18 protein-coding genes and 1 riboswitch are annotated in these 23,028 nt (G+C 71.4%); of the genes, 8 read left to right on the forward strand and 10 right to left on the reverse strand.

Annotated elements, in window-relative coordinates:
* Window positions 1–130: 130 nt before the first annotated feature.
* Together GPA10_RS02360 and GPA10_RS02365 are read left to right on the forward strand one after the other, a co-directional pair.
* Window positions 131–985 (forward strand): esterase/lipase family protein, encoded by an 855-nt coding sequence (locus GPA10_RS02360; protein ID WP_157163975.1) that lies wholly within the window; start codon window positions 131–133, stop codon window positions 983–985.
* Between the two features lie 314 nt (window positions 986–1,299).
* Window positions 1,300–2,991: a M23 family metallopeptidase gene (locus GPA10_RS02365; RefSeq protein WP_343040210.1), complete on the forward strand. Its 1,692-nt coding sequence runs from the start codon at window positions 1,300–1,302 to the stop codon at window positions 2,989–2,991.
* A 112-nt stretch (window positions 2,992–3,103) separates the two neighbouring features.
* Here GPA10_RS02365 and GPA10_RS02370 read toward each other — a convergent pair whose 3' ends face one another.
* A complete protein-coding gene (locus GPA10_RS02370; protein ID WP_157163977.1) occupies window positions 3,104–5,665 on the reverse strand; it encodes an ATP-dependent DNA helicase in 2,562 nt (853 codons plus the stop codon).
* A gap of 330 nt (window positions 5,666–5,995) precedes the next feature.
* Window positions 5,996–6,157, forward strand: a riboswitch (cyclic di-AMP (ydaO/yuaA leader).
* Between the two features lie 8 nt (window positions 6,158–6,165).
* Here GPA10_RS02370 and GPA10_RS02375 point away from each other — a divergent pair.
* On the forward strand, window positions 6,166–7,431 hold the full coding sequence (locus GPA10_RS02375; protein WP_157163978.1) for a C40 family peptidase: 1,266 nt from the start codon (window positions 6,166–6,168) through the stop codon (window positions 7,429–7,431).
* A gap of 57 nt (window positions 7,432–7,488) precedes the next feature.
* Here the strand turns inward: GPA10_RS02375 and GPA10_RS02380 are convergent, their stop codons facing one another.
* Window positions 7,489–7,842, reverse strand: coding sequence for a hypothetical protein (locus GPA10_RS02380; protein ID WP_157163979.1), 354 nt, complete (start codon window positions 7,840–7,842; stop codon window positions 7,489–7,491).
* Between the two features lie 464 nt (window positions 7,843–8,306).
* On the opposite strand from GPA10_RS02380, the gene GPA10_RS02385 reads away from it, so the two are divergent.
* Entirely contained in the window at window positions 8,307–9,395 is a 1,089-nt protein-coding gene (locus tag GPA10_RS02385; protein ID WP_343040211.1) for a C40 family peptidase, read from the forward strand.
* A gap of 1,129 nt (window positions 9,396–10,524) precedes the next feature.
* Here GPA10_RS02385 and GPA10_RS02395 read toward each other — a convergent pair.
* Entirely contained in the window at window positions 10,525–10,707 is a 183-nt protein-coding gene (locus tag GPA10_RS02395) for a DUF397 domain-containing protein (RefSeq protein ID WP_157163980.1), read from the reverse strand.
* Complete coding sequence (locus GPA10_RS02400; protein ID WP_343040212.1) at window positions 10,704–11,513, reverse strand: helix-turn-helix domain-containing protein; 810 nt, start codon at window positions 11,511–11,513, stop codon at window positions 10,704–10,706. The genes GPA10_RS02395 and GPA10_RS02400 overlap by 4 nt, the downstream gene beginning before the upstream one ends.
* Window positions 11,514–11,735: 222 nt before the next feature.
* Here GPA10_RS02400 and GPA10_RS02405 point away from each other — a divergent pair, with 222 nt between their 5' ends.
* A complete protein-coding gene (locus tag GPA10_RS02405) occupies window positions 11,736–12,107 on the forward strand; it encodes an ATP-binding protein (RefSeq protein WP_246258622.1) in 372 nt (123 codons plus the stop codon).
* A gap of 82 nt (window positions 12,108–12,189) precedes the next feature.
* Here GPA10_RS02405 and GPA10_RS02410 read toward each other — a convergent pair whose 3' ends face one another.
* Together GPA10_RS02410 and GPA10_RS02415 are read right to left on the reverse strand one after the other, a co-directional pair.
* Window positions 12,190–13,026: a LuxR C-terminal-related transcriptional regulator gene (locus tag GPA10_RS02410; protein WP_157163982.1), complete on the reverse strand. Its 837-nt coding sequence runs from the start codon at window positions 13,024–13,026 to the stop codon at window positions 12,190–12,192.
* Window positions 13,023–14,315 carry an ATP-binding protein gene (locus tag GPA10_RS02415; protein ID WP_157163983.1) on the reverse strand — a complete coding sequence of 431 codons (1,293 nt, stop codon included), beginning with the start codon at window positions 14,313–14,315 and terminating at the stop codon, window positions 13,023–13,025. Before GPA10_RS02415 ends, GPA10_RS02410 begins: the two co-directional genes overlap by 4 nt.
* A 355-nt stretch (window positions 14,316–14,670) precedes the next feature.
* On the opposite strand from GPA10_RS02415, the gene GPA10_RS02420 reads away from it, so the two are divergent.
* Window positions 14,671–16,026, forward strand: a complete 1,356-nt coding sequence (locus tag GPA10_RS02420) for a PspC domain-containing protein (protein WP_157163984.1) — start codon at window positions 14,671–14,673, stop codon at window positions 16,024–16,026.
* A 514-nt stretch (window positions 16,027–16,540) separates the two neighbouring features.
* Here GPA10_RS02420 and GPA10_RS02425 read toward each other — a convergent pair.
* The 3 genes from GPA10_RS02425 to GPA10_RS02435 form a co-directional block, all read right to left on the reverse strand.
* Entirely contained in the window at window positions 16,541–17,068 is a 528-nt protein-coding gene (locus GPA10_RS02425; RefSeq protein ID WP_157163985.1) for a DoxX family protein, read from the reverse strand.
* 219 nt (window positions 17,069–17,287) lie between these two features.
* On the reverse strand, window positions 17,288–18,559 hold the full coding sequence (locus GPA10_RS02430; protein WP_343040213.1) for a hypothetical protein: 1,272 nt from the start codon (window positions 18,557–18,559) through the stop codon (window positions 17,288–17,290).
* 220 nt (window positions 18,560–18,779) lie between these two features.
* On the reverse strand, window positions 18,780–19,574 hold the full coding sequence (locus GPA10_RS02435; RefSeq protein ID WP_157163986.1) for a class II aldolase/adducin family protein: 795 nt from the start codon (window positions 19,572–19,574) through the stop codon (window positions 18,780–18,782).
* A gap of 235 nt (window positions 19,575–19,809) precedes the next feature.
* Here GPA10_RS02435 and GPA10_RS02440 point away from each other — a divergent pair, with 235 nt between their 5' ends.
* A complete protein-coding gene (locus GPA10_RS02440) occupies window positions 19,810–20,289 on the forward strand; it encodes a pyridoxamine 5'-phosphate oxidase family protein (protein ID WP_157163987.1) in 480 nt (159 codons plus the stop codon).
* Between the two features lie 77 nt (window positions 20,290–20,366).
* On the opposite strand, the gene guaA is transcribed toward GPA10_RS02440, so the two are convergent.
* Window positions 20,367–21,947, reverse strand: coding sequence for a glutamine-hydrolyzing GMP synthase (gene guaA, locus GPA10_RS02445; protein ID WP_343040214.1), 1,581 nt, complete (start codon window positions 21,945–21,947; stop codon window positions 20,367–20,369).
* 604 nt (window positions 21,948–22,551) lie between these two features.
* On the opposite strand from guaA, the gene GPA10_RS02450 reads away from it, so the two are divergent.
* Window positions 22,552–22,875 carry a chorismate mutase gene (locus tag GPA10_RS02450; RefSeq protein WP_425505661.1) on the forward strand — a complete coding sequence of 108 codons (324 nt, stop codon included), beginning with the start codon at window positions 22,552–22,554 and terminating at the stop codon, window positions 22,873–22,875.
* Window positions 22,876–23,028: the final 153 nt, after the last annotated feature.

The raw sequence follows: 23,028 nt of genomic DNA on the forward strand, positions 1-23,028 counted from the left end.
GGCGCGTCGCCCACAAGCGCGCCGTCGGGCGGAGCGCCGCACCACGGGAAGGACACGCCTCACTTCCGGTTTCCCATGAGAGGCACACGGGGGACAGAGGTGTCTTCCGCGTGCCGACCGGGAGGTCGACATGACGGAAACGAGGGTCCAGCCCTTTCGTCGCTGCAGCACCCTGCTCCCCGCCAGCCTGGCGGGCCTGCCACTGGCACTGCTGAAGGCGACCGCACTCGAACTCGCGATCCTCGCCGGACACCTCCTGCTGTACCCCTCGGGCATCGCCCAGGAACGCCGCGCAGTCCCCCCACCACCGCCACCGGACGCCCCGCGGCTGCCCGCGCAGGACAAACCACCGGTCCTGCTCCTGCACGGCTTCATCGACAACCGTTCCGTGTTCGTGCTGCTGCGCCGCAATCTCGCCCAGCACGGCAGGCAGCATCTGGAGTCCCTCAACTACTCGCCGCTGACCTGCGACATCCGCAGGGCTGCCGAGTTGCTCGGCCGCCATGTGGAAGAGATATGCGAACGCACGGGCCACTCCCGTGTCGACATCGTCGGCCACAGCCTCGGCGGCCTCATCGCCCGCTACTACGCGCAGCGGCTCGGCGGCGACGCCCGCCTACGCACCCTCGTCACACTCGGCACGCCGCACAGCGGCACCCGCGTCGTGCCGCTCGCGGACGCGCATCCGATCGTGCGGCAGATGCGCCCGGGTTCGGACGTGGTGCGGGAGCTGTGCGAGCCCGCGCCGGGCTGCCGTACGCAGTTCGTGAGCTTCTGGAGCGAACTGGACCAGCTGATGGACCCGGTGGAGACGGCCTGCGTCGACCACCCCGACCTGATGGCGCAGAACGTACGCGTCTCGGGCATCGGCCATCTCGCCCTGCCGGTGCACCCCGCGGTGGCGAGCGCCATCCGCCAGGCCCTGGACCTCGCGGCACCGGCAGCCGACACCCCGGCGCCCGCCGGCGGCCTGACAGTCGCCTGACCGCGGACCGCCGGCCGCCTGACCGCGGACCGCCGGTCGCCCGAGCACGGTCCGTCCGAGGGACGCGTCTCCGCGGGCCGACGATCACCCTCGTACGGCCCGGCACACCCCCACCCGACTCCGGATTCCGCTTCTCCCAGTCGAACGGATCTCGAACACAAAGCCAAGGCTGTGCCCGGGGACCGCCGAAAGACGGCCGAATGCCCGTTTCCTGCGAGCGGGAAACCCGGCGAAGATTGTCGTGCCTGCGTACCGCCGGGTACAGTCGCGGCACTGCTCTGCCAGCCCATGCTGTCGAGGCGAAAGAGAAGTTGGTGAACGACCGTCACCCGCCGGGGCCCCCCACTCCGGCTCCGGCACCCGACGCCGACTACACGCCCTATGGGTCCTACGACCAGCAGGCCGGCTACACCGGGTACGACGGCTATGCCACCGGTACCTTCTCCGCCACCGGTTTCAACGCCCCCGGCGGCTATGACGCAACGGGCGGTTTCGACACTTCCGGTTCCGGTTTCTCCGTGCCCACCTCGGGTTTCCCCGGCGATCCGCTCTTCGGCGACCTGCCGGGCGACCACGACACGGGCCAGTGGGCCACGACGGGGCAGCAGCAGACCCTCACGTACGACGCGTATGCCGCCCAGCCCGGTTTCGACACCGGCAGCCACGACACCACGGCCGTGTGGGACACCGGGTTCCAGCCGCTCGCGGACATCCCGTCCCAGCCGGGCACCCCTTCCGGTGCCACCTGGGACGCCACCGCCTGGAACGACGGCCCCGCCACCGGCCAGTGGGCCACCCAGGTCTTCGACAGCGGCGCCTACGACGCCACCGCGTGGAACTCCGGCGGCCACGAGACATACGAGGCCGCCGACTCCGCTTACGACCTGCAGAACGGATACGCCACACAGGATCCGTACGAGGCCGAGGCACCTGCGGACTCCGACGGGTACGGATCCGGCGGGGCGGCGTACGCGAGCGACTCCTACGACGGCGACTCCTACGACGACGACGCCCACGACGGCGACGCCCACGACACCGGCGCGTACGACACGGCCGACATCACCGGAACCACCGCGTACGACGACGCCGACACCGGCGCGTACGAAACCGTGGCGGCGGCGCACTCCTTCACGCCCGACGAGGGGCCCGCCGACCAGCTCGGCGGGATCACCCCGGGCGCGGACGACGCCGCCGACCTCGCGGAGCACGCGCCGACGAGTCGCCAGGAACGTTCCCGCTCCGCACGGTCCACCGCTTCCCGGGGCCGCGGCCGTTCGCGCCGCTCCCCCGCGAAGCGCTCCGCGCTGTTCACCGTGGCCGTGCCGTCGGCCTGTGTGATGGGTGTCGCCGGAGTGGCCGCCGCGTCCGTCGGTGACCTCGGCGGGGGCGACGACGACAGGGACGCGCGGGCATCGGCCCCGGACCCGGCAACTGTGCAGCCGTCCACCGCCAACAACAAGCTGGACACCCAGCTCGCCAACCTCTCCGCGGACGCGGGTGACTTCGCCGACCGTGCGAGCCGCACGCAGGAGCGCATCGACCTCAAGGCCCAGAAGGTGGCCGCGCAGAAGAAGGCCGCCGCGGACGCCGCGCGCAAGGAACGGCTGCGGCCGAAGTTCGCACTGCCGGTCGCCCAGCACGGCCTGAGCGCCTACTACGGGCAGGCGGGCATCAACTGGATGTCGGCGCACTCCGGCATCGACTTCCCCGTGTCCTACGGCACGGAGGTCCGGGCCGCGACCGACGGTACGGTCTCCACGAAGTACAACAGCGCGTACGGCAACATGGCGATCGTCACCGCCAAGGACGGCACGGAGACCTGGTACTGCCACCTCTCCACGCACAAGATCGCGAGCGGTCCCGTGAAGGCCGGTGACACCATCGCCTTCTCCGGCAACTCCGGCAACTCCACCGGCCCGCACCTGCACTTCGAGGTCCGGCCCGGCGGTGGCTCCGCCATCGACCCCCTGCCGTGGCTGCGCAGCCACGGGCTCGACCCGACGTAGGCAGCCGACTGCTCGAGCGCGACTCCACGAAGTGCGGCTCCACGAAGTGCAACTCCAGCCCCCGTCGCTGGAGTTGCACCCGTCAAGTGTCCCCCGTGGCCCAGGGCGAGTGCTACAGCTTTTCCACCGGCGCGTACCGCAGCAGCAGCCGCTTCGGCTTCTCCTCGCCGAAGTCCACCGTGGCCTCCGCGTTCGCTCCCGTGCCCTTCACACCGACCACCGTGCCGAGGCCGAACTGGTCGTGCGTCACACGGTCGCCGACCGCCAGCGCGACCACCGGCTTCTCCGTCGCCCTGCGGGTGGCGAAGCCCTGTGCGCCGCCCGAGCGCGAGCGCGACGACGACAGCGCGGCGGCCACTCCGCCCGCGGGCCCCGACGAGGCGGGGGCGCCGACGGAACCGGTCCGCTTCCAGTCCAGATGGGCTTCCGGGATCTCCTCCAGGAAGCGTGAGGGCGGGTTGTACGACGGCTGGCCCCAGGCGCTGCGCATGGAGGACCGGGTCAGATACAGCCGCTCCCGCGCGCGCGTGATCCCCACGTAGGCCAGGCGCCGCTCCTCCTCCAGCTCCTTGACCTGCCCGAGGGCGCGCATGTGCGGGAACACGCCGTCCTCCATGCCGGTCAGGAACACGACGGGGAACTCCAGGCCCTTGGCGGTGTGCAGCGTCATGAGCGTGATGACGCCGGAGCCGTCGTCCTCCTCGTCGGGGATCTGGTCGGAGTCCGCGACGAGCGCGACCTGCTCCAGGAAGTCCGAGAGCGTGCCCGCGGGGGCCGGCGCCGCCTCCTCGTCCGCCTCCTCCGCGGGAGCGGTGTCCGGTGCGGTGTCGGTGGCCGGAGCGGTGTCGGTGGCCGGAGCGGTGCCGGGGGCGGCGGCACCGGCGGCCGTGCCGCGGTCCTGCTCGAACTCCAGGGCCACGGCGGCAAGCTCCTGGAGGTTCTCGATGCGTGTCTCGTCCTGCGGGTCGGTGGAGGACTGGAGTTCCGCGAGATACCCGGTCCGCTCAAGGACGGCCTCCAGGACGACGGCCGGGCCCGCACCGGACTCGACGATCGTGCGCAGCTCCTCCATGAGCGTGTTGAAGCGCTTCACGGCGTTCGCCGAGCGGGCCGCCATGCCGTACGCCTCGTCGACGCGGCGCAGCGCCTGCGGGAAGGAGATCTTCTCGCGCTGCGCGAGGGCGTCGATCATCGCTTCGGCGCGGTCACCGATGCCGCGCTTGGGCACGTTCAGGATGCGGCGCAGCGGCACCGAGTCCTCGGGGTTGGCGAGGACCCGCAGATAGGCGAGGACGTCGCGGACTTCTTTGCGCTCGTAGAAGCGGACGCCGCCGACGACCTTGTAGGGCAGGCCGACGCGGATGAAGATCTCTTCGAAGACACGTGACTGGGCGTTCGTACGGTAGAAGATCGCCACGTCACCGGCCTTGGCGTCACCGGCGTCGGTCAGGCGGTCGATCTCGTCGGCGACGAACTGGGCCTCGTCGTGCTCGGTGTCGGCGACGTATCCGGTGATGCGTGCGCCCGCGCCCGCGTTGGTCCACAGGTTCTTGGGGCGGCGGCTCTCGTTGCGCTCGATGACCGCGTTGGCCGCGGTCAGGATCGTCTGGGTGGAGCGGTAGTTCTGCTCGAGGAGGATCGTGGTCGCGTCCGGGTAGTCCTCCTCGAACTGGAGGATGTTGCGGATCGTGGCGCCGCGGAAGGCGTAGATGGACTGGTCGGCGTCACCGACGACGCACAGCTCCCCCGGCTCCTCGCCCTCTCCGGAGGGGCCGACCAGCTCGCGTACGAGGGCGTACTGCGCGTGGTTGGTGTCCTGGTACTCGTCGACCATCACGTGCCGGAAGCGGCGGCGGTAGTGCTCGGCGACGTCCGGGAAGGCGCGCAGGAGGTTCACCGTCGTCATGATCAGGTCGTCGAAGTCGAGGGCGTTGGCCTCGCGCAGCCGCGACTGGTACATCGCGTACGCCTGGGAGAGGGTCTTCTCGAAGCCGTCGGCGGCCTGGGCGGCGAAGTCCTCCTCGTCGATCAGCTCGTTCTTCAGGTTCGAGATCTTGGCGCTGAAGGACTTCGGCGGGAACTTCTTCGGGTCCAGGTCCAGGTCCCGGCAGACCAGGGCCATGAGGCGCTTGGAGTCCGCGGCGTCGTAGATCGAGAACGAGGACGTGAAGCCCAGCTTCTTGTACTCGCGGCGGAGGATGCGCACGCACGCGCTGTGGAACGTCGACACCCACATGGCGCCCGCGCGGGGGCCGACGAGCTGCTCGACGCGCTCCTTCATCTCGCCCGCGGCCTTGTTCGTGAACGTGATCGCGAGGATCTGGCCGGGGTGGGCGCCGCGCTCCGCGAGGAGGTACGCGATGCGGTGCGTGAGCACGCGCGTCTTGCCGGAACCGGCGCCGGCGACGATGAGCAGGGGCGCCCCGGCGTGCACGACGGCCGCGCGCTGGTTCTCGTTCAGGCCGTCGAGCAGCGCCGCCGGGTCGATCGCCGGACGGTGGGCGCCGCCCCTGTAGTACGCGTCCCGGGGGACGGGCGCGTCGAACTTCCCGTCGAACAGGTCGTCCGGAACGGGTTCCGGAGCGCTGTCCTCGGGCGGCGGCGGGGGTTCCTCCTCGTGGCCCTGCGAGGGCTTGAGGTCCGCCAGGAAGCTGTCGTCAAAGAGGCTGCTCATCGCCACCCGAGTCTAGGCGGCCCCACTGACAACCCGCCCCGGGTTCCACGAGGCCGCCCGGTTCCGGCCATCCGCCGCGCACGCCGCGCGAAGCCTCGCACACGCCGCGCGACGTCGCGGGCACGCCGCGCGAAGCCTTGGGCCCGCCGCGCGAAGCCTCGGGCCCGCCTCACGGTGTCGCGGACACTCCTGGTGAAGCTGCGGGCACGCCTCGTCAAGTCACGAAAATGTATCGGGCATATCGCGCACCAACCTTCCCTCTCACCACACAGGTTGGCTAGCGTGCTGCGCGGGCCGCACGTCCCCCCACCGGCGATCCCCGCCGGGTACGCGCGGCCTCCGCCGAGTCCGACACGTTCGGAGCCGGGGACCCACCACGATCTCTTGGGGTGAATCGGTCCCGTACACACCCGGTACGGAACCGTAGGGCAGCCTTCCGGATCATCCGCCCGAACCCGACAGCTAACCCGGTAGGCGGTCCACGGAAGGAGTCGCCAGTCTTGGCGTCGCACCGCAAGCCGCGCAGCCGACCGGCCCGCATCCGCACGACCCCCGCACTCGGCATCACCACGGCCGCCCTGACGTCGGTGGCCCTGCTCTCGCAGAGCGCGCACGCCGCGCCGTCCGCCCCCGCCGCGCCCGGCAAGCCGAGCCTCGAAGAGGTGCAGAAGAAGGTCGACGACCTCTACCACCAGGCCGGTGTGGCCACGCAGAAGTACAACTCCGCCAAGGAGAGCACCGACAAGCAGCGCAAGAAGGTCGACCGTCTCCTGGACGACGTGGCCAAGCGCACGGACCGCCTGAACGAGGCCCGCCGGGAGCTCGGCTCCTTCGCCGCCGCGCAGTACCGGACCGGAGCCGTCTCCGAGACCGCCACGATGCTGCTCGCCGACGACCCGAAGGGCTTCTTCGACCAGAACCACCTCGCGGACCGGCTCACCAACCGCCAGAAGAAGGCGGTCGACGACTACCAGACGCAGCAGGTCTCCGCGACCAAGCAGCGCGCGAAGGCCGCCAAGAGCCTGCGGACGCTTCAGGACTCCCGCGACGACCTACAGGCGAGCAAGCGGACCGTCCAGACCAAGCTCACCGAGGCACGCTCACTCCTGTCGAAGCTGACCGCCGAGGAGAAGGCGCGCCTCGCCGCGATCGAGAAGCGGAAGAAGGAGGCCGCCAAGCGCAAGGCCGCCGAGCTCGCGCGCAAGCAGGCGGAGGCGGAGCGGGAGCGGAAGGCGGAGGAGGCCGCGGAGCGGCGCGAGCGGGAACGGGAGCAGGGACAGGACCAGGACCGTGACCAGGACCAGGGGTCCGGGTCCGGTGCGGGCTCGGGTCCCGGCGCGGACACCGGCTCGGGTACGGGGTCGGGCTCGGGGACCGGTTCCGGTTCGGGCTCGGGGAGCACCGACGGCAGCTACGCGACGAAGGCCGAGAAGGTGATCGCCTTCGCGGAGCAGCAGATGGGCAAGCCCTACGTGTGGGGCGCCACGGGCCCCGACTCCTACGACTGCTCCGGCCTCACACAGGCCGCCTGGAAGACGGCGGGCATCTCCCTGCCGCGCACCACCTGGGACCAGGTGAAGTCGGGCACGACCGTCTCGACGTCGAACGCCAAACGCGGTGACCTGGTCTTCTTCTACGACGACATCAGCCACGTCGGCATCTACATCGGCAACGGCAAGATGATCCACGCCCCCAAGCCCGGTGCGAACGTCCGGATCGAGTCGATCTACTACATGCCGATCCACAGTGTGGTGCGCCCGGCATAGAAGTCCCCCCGCGTCCGCAGGACGGCTACACCCACAGGACGGCTATCCACAGGACGGCTACGTCCACAGGACAGCGATGAAGATGTTCGCCACCGTCAACGCACCGACGGTGGCGAACATCGTCTTGTCCACCTTCTCCTCGTCCCGCTTCACGTACACAAGACCGAGAATCACGATCAACACTGCAAGCTTGATGCCGATCTTGACGTTGTTGACCGTGTTGTCGTCAGCTTGATTGAGCCCGACCAGAGCGACGCCTGTGATCAACATGGTCAATGCGCCGTGCAGCATCGCGGGGCTGAACCGGGCCGTGCCTTCGCCCATCGCCTTCATCTGGGTCAGGAAGCCGCCCAGGAGCGAAGCGATGCCGATGATGTGCAGGCCGACGAAGAGATGGATGAGTACGTCCATGAGGCGGAGCCTAATTCTCGCCCCGCGGGACGGGACGCGCGGGGCAGCTCGCTCACGAGGCGGCCTCAGTCCGGTGTCACGGCTCAGGTACCACGGCCCCAGCGACCAGCGGACCACAAGCGCCGCATCGGTCACGCTCATCACGTAACCCGTCCGGGAAACCGGGGCAGGCCGCTCGTATCCGTTCAGCCCGTGCGCCACATCTGCCGTTAGCGCACAACGGGTCACGATGAGGTGACAGCGAGTTTAACGTCCTCTGCCAGGTGACCGGCTCCCCACCGCCGTCCGGACCAGGGACGGCAGCCGGCCGCCTCCGCCGAGAAAGTCCGGCGGCGTCCCGTCTCCCCTGTGCGGACGTCGCCGGACCGGTACCGGACGCCGCCGGACCAGTACCGGACCCCGGCCACCAAGGACGGGCCGGGCCCACGACGGCCCCGCCCCGCAAGGAAGGACGTGGAGCCTCCGTGGCAGCGCACCGTAAGCCCAAGCAGCGCTCGCTCAGCGGCAATACGGCCCGTACGGCCGCCACCCTCGCCCTCGCGTCGGCCGCCACCGCGACCGCCTTCGAAGGCACCGGACACGCGGACCCCCGCCCCACTCCCGGCGAGGTGAAGGCCAAGGTCGACCAGCTCTACCGCGAGGCGGAGGTCGCCACCGAGAAGTACAACGGCGCCAAGGAGAAGGCCGACCGCGCCGAAACGGCTCTGGATGACCTCCGCGACGAAGCCGCCCGCAAGACGGACCGGCTCAACACCGCGCGCCAGGGACTCGGCTCCCTCGCCACCGCGCAGTACCGCACGGGCGCCATCGACCCGTCCATGCAGCTCGTGCTCTCCTCCGACCCCGACACCTACCTCGACCGGGCCTCCCGCGCGGACCGCGCCGGGCACCGCCAAGCCGCCCAGATCACCGGCGTACGGCAGCAGATGCGGGCCCTCGACCAGCTCCGCACCGAGGCCGACGACACCCTCACGGACCTCAAGTCCCGCCAAGCGGACCTGAGGAAGCACAAGAAGACCGTGACCGGGAAGCTGGGCGAGGCCAAGCGGCTGCTCGCCCGCCTGACCGAGAAGGAGCGCGCCCGCGTGACCGGCAGCGGGCGGGACGGCTCGACGGGAGCGGCCGCGGAAGCCGCCAGGGCGTCACGCGCGGCTGCCCGCGGCACCGCGCCCGACGGTGCCCCCGGCGGCACCAAGGCGCCCGGCTCCCGTGCCGCAGCGGCCGTCTCCTACGCCTACAACGCCCTCGGCAGCCCCTACGTCTGGGGCGCCACCGGCCCCAACGCCTTCGACTGCTCCGGCCTCACCCAGGCCGCCTACCGCGCCGCGGGCGTCTCCCTGCCCCGCACGACCTACGCCCAGATCGACACGGGCCGACGCGTCTCGCGCACCGAGCTACGCCCCGGTGACCTGGTGTTCTTCTACTCGGGCATCAGCCACGTCGGCCTGTACGTCGGCGACGGCAAAATGATCCACGCCCCGAACCCGAGCGCGCCCGTACGTCTCGCCCCGATCGACGAGATGCCGTTCGCGGGGGCCGCGCGGGTCGCGTGAGCCCGGCTGTTCGCCGACCGGGTTGCGGCAAGCGCGACAGAGCCCGCCGGGCAGGGCCTCCGGGCGGCCCGGTACCCCGCAGTCCGTGCATTCCATGATCGCGCGACGCGTGCGCGGCTCCGGCTCCGGCACCGGCGGTGGAAGCGTCGGCGGCATCTTGTCGAGGAGCCGCCGCTGGAGGAAGGCGCGGGGGGCGTGGACTTGGCCGGGGAGTCCCGTGGTGAGGGCGCGCGTGAGGTGATCGGTGGTGACGCCCCTGTCGAGCCACGCGGCGGCCAGGCCCTCCAGGGCGGCGCAGTCGGCGGCGGAGAGGGTCAGCTCCGGGGTGCGGTGGCCGAGGAGGGCGAGGGTGTCGTACGCGGGTGACGTGCCGTACGTGGGTGACGTGCCGTACGCGGGTGGCGGGGGCGGCGTGGGGCCCGTCGCGCGCGCCTCTCGTACGTCCGGTGCGCCGTCGCGCACGTCGTCGCGCGCGCCGTCGCGACCGTCCGCGTCACCGTCGAGGTACTGGTTCCACCACTCGTCGTCCTGTGCGGTACGGGACCAGTAGGTGCGGAACACCCAGCGCGTACCGGTGGTGGCGTCGCCCACGCCGGTGAGGAGTCGCCGTACGCGCCGCAGGTGCCCGGTGCGGGACAGCTCGTTGAGGGCGGTACGGACGGCTTGCTGGCCGTAGAGGGGCTGCACTTTGGCGAGGGTCTTGGCGTCTATGGCGGCGCCTTCGGGAAGCCGGTCGACGAAGGCGGCGAGGTAGGCCTCGCGGGGGCGGAGGTGCGCGAAGTCGCGGGCCGGGATCGGCGCTTGCCCGCGCGCGGAGCGCTTGCCGTACCCAGGCTTGGCCATGGGGTGTGCGGAGGCGGGCAGGGCGACGTTAGAGTTTTCGTAAGCCACGAGATCTCGTTCCGATCTTGGGGTGAGACCCCGGCGGGTGTTGGTAGCACCCGGTCGGGGTCGTTTGCTTGTTGCCGCGAACCTAGAGGTTGGCGACCCCGCGTGGCAAGCCGGTCACGAAACGTCACGCGCGGTGCGGTGAGCGGCAGTTGGGGAGGGAGGGTGGTTGGCAGGTACCAACCCCCAATCCCTACAGAAGGCGCTCGACTCCCGACCCTCGAACTCCGAAGCCCGGGGCTCAGCTCCGCGCGTACGCGACGAAGCGGGCCCAGGCGTCGGCGGGGAGCCGAAGCTGGGGGCTCCGGGACCCGAGCTTCGAGTCCCGGACGCGTATGGAGTGGGTGCAGGCGGCGACTTCGATGCACTCGCCGCCGCCCGTGCTGCTGTAACTGGACTTCAACCACATCAGCTGGGCGGTCATAGCTCCTCCGTCAACTTACCGATGAGACGGGCCGAACCCTCGGGGTTCAGCGCCTTGCGGAGGATCATGGCATGGCGCTGGGCTACGGAGCTGACCTTATCCGTGTCTGCATACAACCTGCCTGTCGCCTGCCCCTCCTCGAAGACGAGCACTTCATGTTCGGCGGTCTCCAGCAGCACAAATGGCCCGTCGAGTTCCGGCCCAGCCCCGCAAAGCGGCAACACTTGAATGGTGACGTTGCGGGCGCTTCCTACCTCCAAGAGGCGGGACAGTTGCTCCCGCCACTCCTTTACTGTGCCGACCTGGTTCCTCAGCACAGTCTCACCGATCACGAAGCTGAACGCCCTGGTTCGCTGCTCCAGCAACAACTGCCGCTCAAGGCGGCCCGCGAGGCGCTCCTCCAAGGTCTCGTCATCCAGCGGCGGATAATGCGCGTTGAGGTAGGCCCGCACTGTGCCCGGGGTCTGCAACAGACCTGGAATCAGCAGGGACTGGTAGGAGCTCAGAACGATGGCCTCCGCCTCGTACCGCATGAAGTCCTCGGAGTACGAGAGGAACTTCTCGGGCTTCAGGTACTCCTGCGCAGAGGTCAGCTTCCCGCGTGCACCACACATCTGGTCCGCCACCTGCAACAACCGCAACGTCGGCCGCCGCCGCCCATTCTCCATCGACTTGACGTACTCACAGTCGTACCCGGCCTCATCGGCAAGCGCCGCCCGCGAGACGCTCGCCTCCGCGCGCCACAGCTTGATCTGGCTGCCGCAGTACCGCCACGCGGCCGGCGGCTGGCAGTTCGTCTCGCTCACAGAGCCCACCTCACCTGGGTTCCCGCCAGGTACAACTACCCTCTGTACCCGCGCCGATACCCCCGAGGCTACGCGCGAGCGGCCACTGTGAACTGTGCAAACGACGAAAGCTCACACGCAAGGAACGAGCCGCGCATGCCGACGCCGTCACGAGGGGTCACGCCCCGCCCCGACCCGCTCCCCCGGGACATCGAATGGCGCCTGCCACGCCACGCGAGGAGCATGAGCAGGGCCAGAACGCTCCTGCGGGAACAGGCGACGTCATGGGAACTGGCACCCGACACCACGGAAACGGCAACCCTCCTCCTGAGCGAGCTGATGACGAACGCGTACCGTCACGCGACGGTCCCCCCGGGCAGGGAGATCTGGACGCGCTGCGTACTGAAGGCGGGCCGCCTGCACATCGCGGTGACGGACGCGAACGCGGCGCTGCCCACGCCGAGGCAAGCCTCCCCGGAGGACGAGACGGGCCGAGGCCTGACCCTGGTGGCAGCCCTGTCGGACGACTGGGGCGCGGAACCTCGCCCGGAGGGCATCGGCAAGACGGTCTGGTTCGAACTGTCCGTCGCACCGGGGACCACAACGGGGACGTAGCTCTGCCGTCACGCCAGGGACGTACTCTGCCGTTACGCCGGGGACGGGGCGCTGCCGTCACGCCAAGGACGTGGCGCTGCGGTCAGACCAGGCGCCGTGCCGTCGCCCACCTCGTCAGCTCGTGCCGGTTCGACAGCTGGAGCTTCCGCAGGACCGCCGACACATGCGACTCGACCGTCTTGACGGAGATGTAGAGCTGCTTGGCGATCTCCTTGTACGCGTACCCGCGCGCGATGAGGCGGAGCACCTCGCGCTCGCGCTGTGTGAGGCGGTCCAGGTCCTCGTCCACCGGCGCCGCGTCCGTGGAGGCGAAGGCGTCCAGGACGAAACCGGCGAGCCGCGGCGAGAACACGGCGTCGCCCTCCTGGACCCGGAAGATCGAGTCCACCAGGTCGGTGCCGGTGATCGTCTTGGTGACATAGCCGCGGGCGCCGCCCCGGATGACTCCGATGACGTCCTCGGCCGCGTCCGACACCGACAGCGCGAGGAACCGCACCGGGCTCTCCGCGTCCGCCATCAACGGCGCGCACCTGCGGAGCACCTCGACCCCGCCGCCGCCCGGGAGATGCACGTCGAGCAGCACCACCTCGGGGCGCGTCGCCGTGATGACCGTGACCGCCTGGTCCACGTCGGCGGCCTCCCCGATCACCTCGACACCGGTGCGTGCCGTCTGGCCGATCTCCGCCTGCACTCCCGTGCGGAACATCCGGTGGTCGTCGACCAGCACCACCTTCACCAGCCGCCCCGGCCCGCCCTCGACGGCCCCGCTGGCCCCGGCAGCACCGCTCACCCCGGCAGCACCACTCGCCCCGGCAACCGCACCGGCTCCGGCAGCCGGGTCCACCGCGCCCGCCGTCCCCGTCGGCTCCGCGGTCCCGCCCGCTCCGGCGGACCCACCCGCTTCGGTCGCGTCGCTCATGTCGCCGCCGTCCTCTCCATCTCCAGCTCGACTTCCGTGCCGCCGCCCGGCACCGCGCGCAACCGCGCCGTACCGCCGTTGCGCTGCATACGGCCGATGATCGATTCTCGTACGCCCATGCGGTCGTCGGGCACGGAATCCAGATCGAACCCCGGCCCGCGGTCGCGCACGGACACGAAGACCGTCTCCCCCTCGACCTCGGCGAAGACCTGCACCGCGCCGCCCTCGCCACCGTACTTGGCGGCGTTCACCATCGCTTCCCGCGCGGCCTGCATCTGCGCCGTCAGTCTGTCGTCGAGCGGGCAGTCCCCGACGACGACCACCTCGATGGGAACGCCGTGCTTGTCCTCCACCTCCGCGGCGTTGTGCCGGACCGCCTCGGCGAGGGTGTCGGGCTCCTCCGCCTCGTCCTTGCCGGTGCCCTCCGGCTTGTACAGCCAGGCGCGCAGGTCGCGCTCCTGGGCACGGGCGAGGCGGCGCACCTCCCCGGCGCTGTCCGCGTTGCGCTGGATCAGCGTGAGGGTGTGCAGCACCGAGTCGTGCACGTGCGCGGCGACTTCCGCGCGCTCCTGCGCTCGGATACGCATCAGCCGCTCCTCGGAGAGGTCCTGGGTCATGCGGACGAGATAGGGGCCCGCGAGCAGCGCGATACCGACGAGGACGGCGAGCGCGGCCTGGAGTGCGGCCCCGAGGTCGGAGGCGGAGCCGCGCAGGACGAAGATGCCGGAGACGCCGACACCGACGAGGAGCACACCGGCGGCGGTGCGCGCGATGTTCAGCGTGCGGCGTCTTCGGCCGACCTCCATCCAGCGGGCGCGCCGTGCGTTGTCCGCCTGCCGCCAGACGAGCGCGACGCCCGCGGCGACGAACAAGGTGGGCCACAGATACGCCTGCGTCGGGCCGCCCAGGTCCACGCTGCCGACGAAGACCACGGCGACGACGACCATCGCGAGGAGCGCGACTATCTGGCCCTTGTCCGGCTTGCGTGCGACGAGCCTGCGGCGGCCGTCCGGCGCCGTCTCCGTCGTCACCACGTTCTGCCGCTGGGCCGCCGAGCCGACGCCGCCCACGCCCAGCGGGACGAAGAACCAGAACGCGGCGTACAGCAGGGCGCCGAGGCCGTTGGCGAGGAACAGGCCGATGAAGATGATCCGCACCCAGATGACGGGCAGGCCCAGGTGCCCGGCGAGGCCACGTGTGACCCCGCCGAGCAGGCGGCCCTCGCCGCTGCGATAGAGCTTCCGCAGCGGCCGCTCGTCTTCGATGGGTACAGCTGCGGCTTCCGGCATGCTCCGATATTCACACGTGGGCGCAGGCGGGGGCATCAGGGTCGAGCCCCGAGACTCCCCTGATCTCCGCGTCTGCCTCGCGGGCGCCGTGGGCCGGATCGGAGCCGGATCGGCCCCGGATCGGAGCCGGAGCGGATCCGGTTTGAGGCCGCGCCGGGGCCTTGGTCGGCGGCCTGGCCCGGGCTTGGTCTCGGATCCGGATCGCAGCCGGACCGAGGCCGCACCGGGGTCTTGGTCGGCGGCCTGGTCCGGGCCTGATCGGGGCAGGCGCTCCGGGACGGTCAGGGGTGATTTCAGGGTTCGGCCAGGGTCGTCCCGCCTGCCGCGGGGCGCCGTCGGCGGTCACCATGGAGTCATGACAGATCAGCAGCCCGCGCCGGGCCCGCAGGCCCCGCCGCGCGACCATCTCTCCGCCCCGGCCGAGGAGCCGGGCGGGCCGGAGGCCGTGCGCGAGCGCAAGTTCCGCCGCGACCGCCGGCACCGCAAGCTGGGCGGCGTGTGCGCGGGCCTCGGTCGGCACTGCGACATGGACCCGGTGATCTTCCGCATCGGCCTCGCGGTCCTCGCGGTCACCAGCGGCCTGGGCTTGGTGTTCTACGGCTTCGCGTGGCTGTTCATCCCGTACGAGGAAGAGGAGGAGAACGAGGCGCGCCGCCTGCTGACCGGCCGCGTGGACGGCCACGCGCTGACGGCCGTGCTGTTCTCCCTAGTGGGCTGCGGCGTCTTCCTGACTTTGCTGAACAACAGCAGCGCCCTGACCTTCGCCGCCGTCCTCGCCCTCCTGCTCGCAGGCGCGGGCTATTGGTCGCAGCAGCGCGGCACCCCCGACCCGGACCCGGTGGCCGCCCAAGCCGTGGCGGACGCGCCGCCGGAGACGTTGGCCCCACCGGTGGCGGGCGCCCCGTCCTGGTGGCGCGACCCCCTCACCAAGGGCGGCTCGCACGAAGGGGTGCCGAACTACTTCTGGGGTCCGGCGCCGGTCGCGGTGGAGTATCAGCCGGACGCGCCACACGCCCCCGTGGGCCGGTGGACCCCGGGGCCGGTGCCCACCGGCCCACCGGGACCGCGCAGGCCGCGCGGCCCCCGCTGGATCGGCGGCTGGGTGTTCCTCGCGATGGTGCTCGCGATCGCGCTCGGCACGGCCCTGACCTGGGAGGACCAGCCGCTCGGCACGAGTCTGCAGATGGGCTTGGCCTGTGGGCTCGCCGTACTCGGCGTCGGCCTGATGATCAGTTCCTTCCTCGGGCGTACGGGGGCGGGCTCGATCGTGCTCGCACTGATCGTCGCCGCCCTGGTCGCCTGCTCCGCGGCCCTGCCGAAGAGCATCACCACGGACTGGATACGCACGGACTGGCGTCCGGCGGCCACGGCGGACGTCCGCCCGAAGTACGAGCTGGGGACGGGCGTGGGCACGCTGGACCTGGGCCGGATCGACCTGCGCAAGGGCCAGACGCTGAAGACGGGGGTCGAGGTCGGTGCGGGCAAGCTGAAGGTGATCGTCCCGAAGGACGCCGAGGTGAGGCTGCGGGCCGAGGTGGGCGTCGGTGACATCCAGCTTCCTGACGACAGGAGCGAGGACGTGGACGTCTCCCCCGGTCGGACGGAGACGAAGACCCTCGCCCCGCCACGGGGCACGAAGGACGGCGGCACGATCGAGCTGCGGCTCGAAGTCGGCGTCGGACAGGTGGAGGTGGCACGTGCTGCGTCATGAGTTCCAGCCCGGCAGGCTGGTCGCGGGTGTCGCCCTGGCCCTGACCGGCCTGGTGTACGCGGGAGACGCAGGTGGCCTGTGGGACACCCCTTGGTTCGCGATCATCCCGATGGTGGCGGGAGGTATGTTCCTCGCGGCGATGGCGGCGGCCACGGCCCACCTCATACGCAGAGGCCGTGGTCCCCGGTCCGGGCCCCGGGCGGGCTCCCAGGACGGGACCCGGGCCGACTCGACGGCTGGCTCGACGCCCGACTCGACGGCTGACTCGGAGGCAGGGGGCTCGGTGAGACCCCCGGATGGACCGGAGGACGCGGTGATACCCCCGGAGGGGCCGGGCAGAGCGCCGACAGCCGGTCCGGGCGCGGGCTAACGGCACTCGGGCCCAGGCCCTGGCGGGGACCCAGGCAGCTCGACGCAGTCCGAGTCGACCGGAGGCCGAGGCGGTCGGGTCGACCGGACGGAGGCCGAGGCAGCCGGGCGCAGGCCGAGGCAGCCGGGCGCAGGCCGAGGCGGGCTAGCCCAGGCCGAGGCCCCTGGAGTTGCGGCGCTCCGCGAGCCAGGCGTCGACGGACAGATAGGACGCTCCGGCGAGGATCAGGGGCAGCCAGGCCATCAGGTAAGGGAGGTCGTTGCCGTAGTAGTAGGGCTCTTCGTGCCAGCTCATGGTGAGCCAGAGGCTGAGGGAGATCAGAGCGCCGCCGAGTGCGGCGATGCGGGCGAACAGGCCGATCAGGATGCCGATGCCGACGGCGAGTTCACCGAAGGCGATGGCGTAGCCGAAGCCGACGGGGCTCTTCAGGCCGAGGTCGACGAGTTCGGGGAAGGCGGCGAGGTCGCGGACGCCGCGCATGGTCTCGCCGAGGGAACCGGTGCCGTTCGCCTTCATGAAGGCACTGTCGGTGATCTTGTCGAGGCCCGCGTAGATGAAGGTGACGCCGAGGAAGATCCTCAGCGGGAGCAGGGCGTAGCGGGTGGCGTTCTCCCGCCAGTCGTTCCGCCTGACGTAGTTGCTGTGGCTGTCCGTGCGCATGCCGTGAGCCATCGCTGTCCGCCGCCTCTCCGCTGTCCGTGCCTCGGCCGTTGCCTGGTCAACTGACGATACGGAGGGGAGGGTGCCGCCGCTCAGTGGTGTGCGGCGGTTTCCTCGGCGGCTTTCACGAGGCCGTGACGGGTCCAGGGAGTTCGGGAGCGCAGGGAGGGGGGAGGGCATGCGTCCATTTGGCGCGGTGGGGACTGTGGTGCGGGCAGGGGTGCGGTTCGGTCAGTCGGTGACGTCAATGGTGCAGCGGTTGGTCTCGGCGCCGGCCGCGGTGATCACTTGGACGTCGACGCGGCCGGGTTCGACGTCGACGGGGACGGGCACGGTCAGGACGGAGTCCGTCGGGTTGGTGAAGCCGCCGGGGACGGGTACCAGGGGCACGTGGACGTGGACGGTGCCGATGCGGACGGCCATCTTGGCCAGGCGGTCGGCGCTGCCGGCACCGGGTGGGACGAAGCCGGCGCCGCGGATCTCGATGTCATCGCCGGTGCGGATCGGCGCGTCCAGGTCCCCGGCCTCGCGGGAGCGGACGACGGAGAGGATGACGGGTCGGCCGCCCTCGGCGTATTTGCCGGCCAGGTATGTGGCGGCGGACACGAGTACCAGCAGGGCGAGGCCCCAGGGCAGGTCCGGCAGCTGCTCGGGGCGGCGCGCGAGCCGGACGGCGACGAAGACCACGGCGACGGCGCTGACGAGGACGTACTGGATGTCGGCGAAGTGGCCGCGGCCCGCGTCGTCGGTGAGCAGGTCGGCGGCGCGCGGCCGGTCGGCGCGCACCTTCTGGAGCCGCTGGCCGAGGACGCGCAGGCCGACGACGCGGCGCACGAGGACGGCGACGCCGCAGACGACGGCGAGGACGGTCACGAGCCCCGCGGCGCGGCCGAGCCGGAGCCCGTCGACGAGTTCGTCGCGGGCGCCGTGGCCAGAGGCAGCGGCGAGCTCGCAGGCGAGGACGAGCACGGCGAAGACGACGAACAGCACCCAGCAGGCGGCCACGGCACGGGAGGTGGAGAGCCGGTTGTCCTCGCCGATCACGGGAGCGAGGACGCCGCCGCGAGCGCGGTGCAGGTACGCGGCGCCGCTGAGGGCGATGCCCACGAGGAGGGCGGCGAGCAGTCCGGCCGTGCGCGCCGGGGTCCAGCCCGTGCCGATGGCGGTGAGGGACTGGACGAGCAGGAGGCCGACGACGGCGGCCCAGACGACGGCGAGTGTGCGCGGCCACAGGCGGGCGAGCCAGGCGTCGCCCTCGGCACGGCTGCGTTCGGCGACGACCCGCGCGGACTGGGTCAGTTCGTCCGACACCCACTGGCGGGACGCGCCCGCGGAGTGCACGACGGCCGCGGGCACCCCTTGCCCGGCTGCCAACTCGTCCCGTTTGGCGAGGAATTCGGAGACGGCGCGCCGGTGCCCCTCGCGCGCCCCGTGCGGGCTGCCACCGCACGCGCAACCACCCCCGTGCACCCCGGCCCCCTGCCTGGCTTCCTGCACCGCCACCGCGTACGCCGCCTTCCCCACCCTTGACCGAAGTCACCGCGGGATGCGCGTCCGGATCTCCGTTCGGGCGCGCGTCCGTGAACTTCCTTGCGATGTCTGGGAATTGTGCCGCACGGACGCCTGTGCGTGTTCCACGGGTCAGGTCAGCGCGGGTGGTCCGGCGATCCGCTGGTTGACGAGGGGGCCGGTGTGGTACGCGCGTGCGGCGGCGGGAGGCGGTTCAGGTCAGCAGGTCGGGTTCGCTGCGGCTGATGTCCTGCCACAGGGACTGGTAGTTGATCCAGGCCACGAGGTCGCTGCCGAGCTGTTCGCGGGTCTCGACGGCGTCCTTGTGGCCGATGAGGACGGGGCGGCCGGCGGCGCGTGCGGCGAGCTGGACCCGGCAGGAGCGCTCCATGGAGATGAACCACCAGGCGGCGGCGTCGACGGAGCCCCCGATGGTGAGCAGCCCGTGGTTGCGCAGGACCAGGGCCTTGTGGCCGTCGTGGTCGCCGAGGGCGGCGGCGACGCGGCGGCTCTCCTCGGCGTCGACGGTGACGCCGGTGTAGGCGTCGTACAGGGCGTGGCTCTGGTAGAAGGCGCAGGACTCCTGGGTGATCGGTTCGAGGAGTTCGCCGAGGGCGGCGAGGGCGCGGCCGTAGGTGGAGTGGCAGTGTGCGACGGCGACGGCGTCGGGCCGGGCGCGGTGCACCTGGGCGTGCACGGTGAAGGCGGCCTGGTTGACGTGGTGGCGGCCCTCGACGACCTGGCCGTCGCCGTTGGCGAGGACGAGGTCGCCGACGGTGACGTGCCGGAAGGGCATGCCGAACGGGTTCACCCAGAAGCAGTCGTCGTACTCGGGATCGCGGGCGGTGATGTGCCCGGAGACGCCGTCCTCGTACCCGAGGCGCCCGAAGATCCTGAGGGCACCGGCGAGCCGCTCCTTGCGGTGGCGCCGTTCGTCCTCCGGCGTCTCGTGCACCGGCGGCATCGCGAACTGCAACCGCTCGACGGGTATCGGTGTGGGCGCCTGCATGGGTCCTCCGTCTCTGGCATCCCTGGTCGTACGGAGCGGAAGTTACCGCCGGTCAGTGCAGGGCAACAGGGGTCTCCTGGGACAGGAGCAAAGGGGTCGCCCGGGACAGGAGTAAGGGGACCTCGCGGGACAGGAGCCAGGAACCGGGGCGGGACGGGTGCGGGGCGGGTGCCGCGGCGGGGACGGTGCGGAAATGGGGCCAGTGGGTGTCTGGTTTCGCTGTCACGGTTGCCGTATGACGAACAACTGGGCGGCTTTCTCGGCCGCGGAACCGGAGCTGGCGCGGACCGTGGAGGACCGGTTCGGACAGTTCACGCACCATGTCCTGGCGACGCTGCGCAAGGACGGGTCGCCGCGTACGACGGGCCTGGAAGTGCGGTTCCTGAACGGGGAGCTGTGGCTCGGGATGATGCCGGGTTCGCTGAAGGCACTGGATCTGCGCCGCGACGGCCGGTTCGCGTTGCAGGCGAATCCGGGGGCGGGCACGGGCATGGCGGGCGGCGACGTGCGGATCGCGGGGCGGGCGGTGGAGGTGCGGGACCGGGAGACGGTCGCGTCGTACACGGACGAGGTGCGGCCGCCGGAGCCGGAGGCGTTCCACCTGTTCCGCACGGAGCTGACGGAGGTCGTGCGGACGTACATCGAGGAGGAGAAGTATCTGGCGGTGCAGCTCTGGCGACCGGGGCGGCCGCTGAAGAAGACCAGGCGGACGTGAGAACGCCGGTGCCGCCGCCCGCATCGGGGCCGGCGGCACCGGCGTTCAGGCCGAGGAGCAGGCCCCGGCCGTGGGGACTACTCCCACTCGATGGTGCCCGGCGGCTTGCTCGTGACGTCGAGGACGACGCGGTTGACGTCGGCGACCTCGTTGGTGATGCGGGTGGAGATGCGGGCCAGGACGTCGTACGGCAGGCGGGACCAGTCGGCCGTCATGGCGTCCTCGGAGGAGACGGGGCGCAGCACGATCGGGTGGCCGTAGGTGCGGCCGTCGCCCTGGACGCCGACGGAGCGGACGTCGGCGAGCAGGACGACGGGGCACTGCCAGATGTCGCGGTCGAGGCCGGCCGCGGTCAGTTCCTCGCGGGCGATGGCGTCGGCTTCGCGGAGCAGGTCGAGGCGGTCCTTGGTGACCTCGCCGACGATGCGGATGCCGAGGCCGGGGCCCGGGAAGGGCTGGCGCTGGACGATCTCGTCGGGCAGGCCGAGCTCCTGGCCGACCATGCGCACCTCGTCCTTGAAGAGCTTGCGCAGCGGCTCGATGAGCTGGAACTCGAGGTCCTCGGGGAGGCCGCCCACGTTGTGGTGGGACTTGATGTTGGCGGTGCCGGTGCCGCCACCGGACTCGACCACGTCCGGGTACAGGGTGCCCTGGACCAGGAACTCCACCGGCTGGTCGCCCGGGGCCTCGGCGACGATCTCGGCCTGGGCCTGCTCGAAGACGCGGATGAACTCGCGGCCGATGATCTTCCGCTTCTCCTCGGGGTCGGACACCCCGGCGAGCGCGGCGAGGAACCGCTCCTGGGCGTCGACGACCTTCAGCTGCACGCCGGTGGCGGCCACGAAGTCCTTCTCGACCTGCTCGGTCTCGCCCTTGCGCATCAGGCCGTGGTCGACGTACACGCAGGTCAGCTGCGAGCCGATGGCCTTCTGTACGAGGGCGGCGGCGACCGCGGAGTCCACGCCGCCGGACAGGCCGCAGATGGCACGCTTGGTGCCGACCTGGTCACGGATGGCGGCGACCTGTTCGTCGATCACGTTGCCCGTCGTCCAGTCAGGGGTGAGGCCCGCGCCGCGGTAGAGGAAGTGCTCCAGGACCTGCTGGCCGTGCGTGGAGTGCATGACCTCGGGGTGGTACTGGACGCCGTAGAGCTTCTTCTCGTCGTTCTCGAAGGCGGCGACCGGGACGACGTCCGTGGAGGCCGTGACGGTGAAGCCCTCGGGGGCGGCGCTGCACGCGTCGCCGTGGGACATCCACACGGACTGCTCGTCGGGGGTGCCCTCGAAGAGGGTGGAGCCGGACTTGGACACGTGCAGCGGCGTACGGCCGTACTCACGGGCGCCGGTGTTGTCGACCGTGCCGCCGAGGGTCGTCGCCATCAGCTGGAAGCCGTAGCACATGCCGAAGACGGGGACGCCTGCCTCGAAGAGGGCGCGGTCCACCGTCGGGGCGTGCTCGGCGTACACCGAGGAGGGGCCGCCGGAGAGGACGATCGCCGCGGGGTTCTTGGCGAGCATCTCGGCAACCGGCATGGTGCTCGGCACGATCTCGCTGTAGACCCGGGCCTCACGGACGCGACGGGCGATGAGCTGGGCGTACTGCGCTCCGAAGTCGACGACCAGGACGGTGTCGGGGGCGGCGGGCGGCGCTACTGGCACGGTTTGCCTTCCGGCGGTGAGCAAGGGGTATGTGGTTCCGATTCTAACGGGGGCCGGGCGGGGGGTGCCCGCAGCGCTCCCAGGCGCCGGGCGGAGGGTGCCCGCAGCGCTCCCAGGCGCCGGGCGGAGGGTGCCCGCAGCGCTCCCGGGGGCCGGTGCGGGTGGGGTCGCGGGCCTTGCGGGCTGGCTCACGGAGCCTACGGAAAAGCTTCCAGCCCTTGCGGGCGGGCTTCCGGACCCTGCGGGCGGGCTCACGGCCCTTGCAGGCGGGCTCACGGACCGTGCCGTCGGGCTCCCGACCCCCGGGAGGCGGCCCCTGGAGTACACTCCCCGCCATGCGTACGCACTCGACCTCCGTCTTTACCTATGGCACCCGGCCCGCCGGCTGCCATGGTCGAGCTGCTTGACGTAACGACAAGCGACTTCCCAGGCGCCCCGGGCCGACAAGGCCCGGGGCGTCCTGTCGTTTCCGGGCACAGTCGCCGCTCCGGGGCCCCGCGAACCGATCGAGGAGCCCCGCCACATGAATGCCAGCAGCACCGCGACAGCCACCGGCAGCACCGCCGCCGCCAGCACCAACGCCAACGCCACCGGCACGGGCACCATCAAAACCGCCACTCCCGCTACCGGCGCCAGTCCCGGTGCCGCCACCGCGCCGGTCGACTCCGGTGCCCGCAGCCCCGAGGCCGCCGAAGTGATCGGGGGTGCCCGCGAGCGCATCGACGCGCTCGACGACCGGATCATCGGGCTCGTCCAGGAACGCATGGCCGTATCGGCCGTCGTCCAGGAGGCCCGCATCGGCTCGGGCGGGCGGCGCGTGCACCTCGCCCGCGAGATGGAGGTCCTCAGCCACTACCGGGACGCCCTCGGCAAGCCCGGCACGCAGCTCGCCATGACGCTCCTCGAACTGTGCCGGGGGCGTGTCTGACTGTGCCGGGGGCGTGTCTGACTGTGCCGGGGGCGTGTCTGAGCGCCCAGCCGATCCCGGCGGGAGGCCCGGGAACCACGGAGGCGTCGGCGCACACGGAACCGCTGCGCCACGGAACTGAGTTCGGATCCGGTCTCACCCGTACGGCGCGTG

It is taken from the genome of Streptomyces typhae (genome assembly GCF_009755605.1).
Classification (GTDB): domain Bacteria; phylum Actinomycetota; class Actinomycetes; order Streptomycetales; family Streptomycetaceae; genus Streptomyces; species Streptomyces typhae.

Coding starts and splice junctions, on each gene's coding strand:
- GPA10_RS02360 (WP_157163975.1), top strand. CDS start 131: ATGACGGAAACGAGGGTCCAGCCCTTTCGTCGCTGCAGCACCCTGCTC.
- GPA10_RS02370 (WP_157163977.1), bottom strand. CDS start 5,665: ATGAGCAGCCTCTTTGACGACAGCTTCCTGGCGGACCTCAAGCCCTCG.
- GPA10_RS02380 (WP_157163979.1), bottom strand. CDS start 7,842: ATGGACGTACTCATCCATCTCTTCGTCGGCCTGCACATCATCGGCATC.
- GPA10_RS02395 (WP_157163980.1), bottom strand. CDS start 10,707: ATGACCGCCCAGCTGATGTGGTTGAAGTCCAGTTACAGCAGCACGGGC.
- GPA10_RS02405 (WP_246258622.1), top strand. CDS start 11,736: ATGAGCAGGGCCAGAACGCTCCTGCGGGAACAGGCGACGTCATGGGAA.
- GPA10_RS02410 (WP_157163982.1), bottom strand. CDS start 13,026: ATGAGCGACGCGACCGAAGCGGGTGGGTCCGCCGGAGCGGGCGGGACC.
- GPA10_RS02415 (WP_157163983.1), bottom strand. CDS start 14,315: ATGCCGGAAGCCGCAGCTGTACCCATCGAAGACGAGCGGCCGCTGCGG.
- GPA10_RS02420 (WP_157163984.1), top strand. CDS start 14,671: ATGACAGATCAGCAGCCCGCGCCGGGCCCGCAGGCCCCGCCGCGCGAC.
- GPA10_RS02425 (WP_157163985.1), bottom strand. CDS start 17,068: ATGGCTCACGGCATGCGCACGGACAGCCACAGCAACTACGTCAGGCGG.
- GPA10_RS02435 (WP_157163986.1), bottom strand. CDS start 19,574: ATGCAGGCGCCCACACCGATACCCGTCGAGCGGTTGCAGTTCGCGATG.
- GPA10_RS02440 (WP_157163987.1), top strand. CDS start 19,810: ATGACGAACAACTGGGCGGCTTTCTCGGCCGCGGAACCGGAGCTGGCG.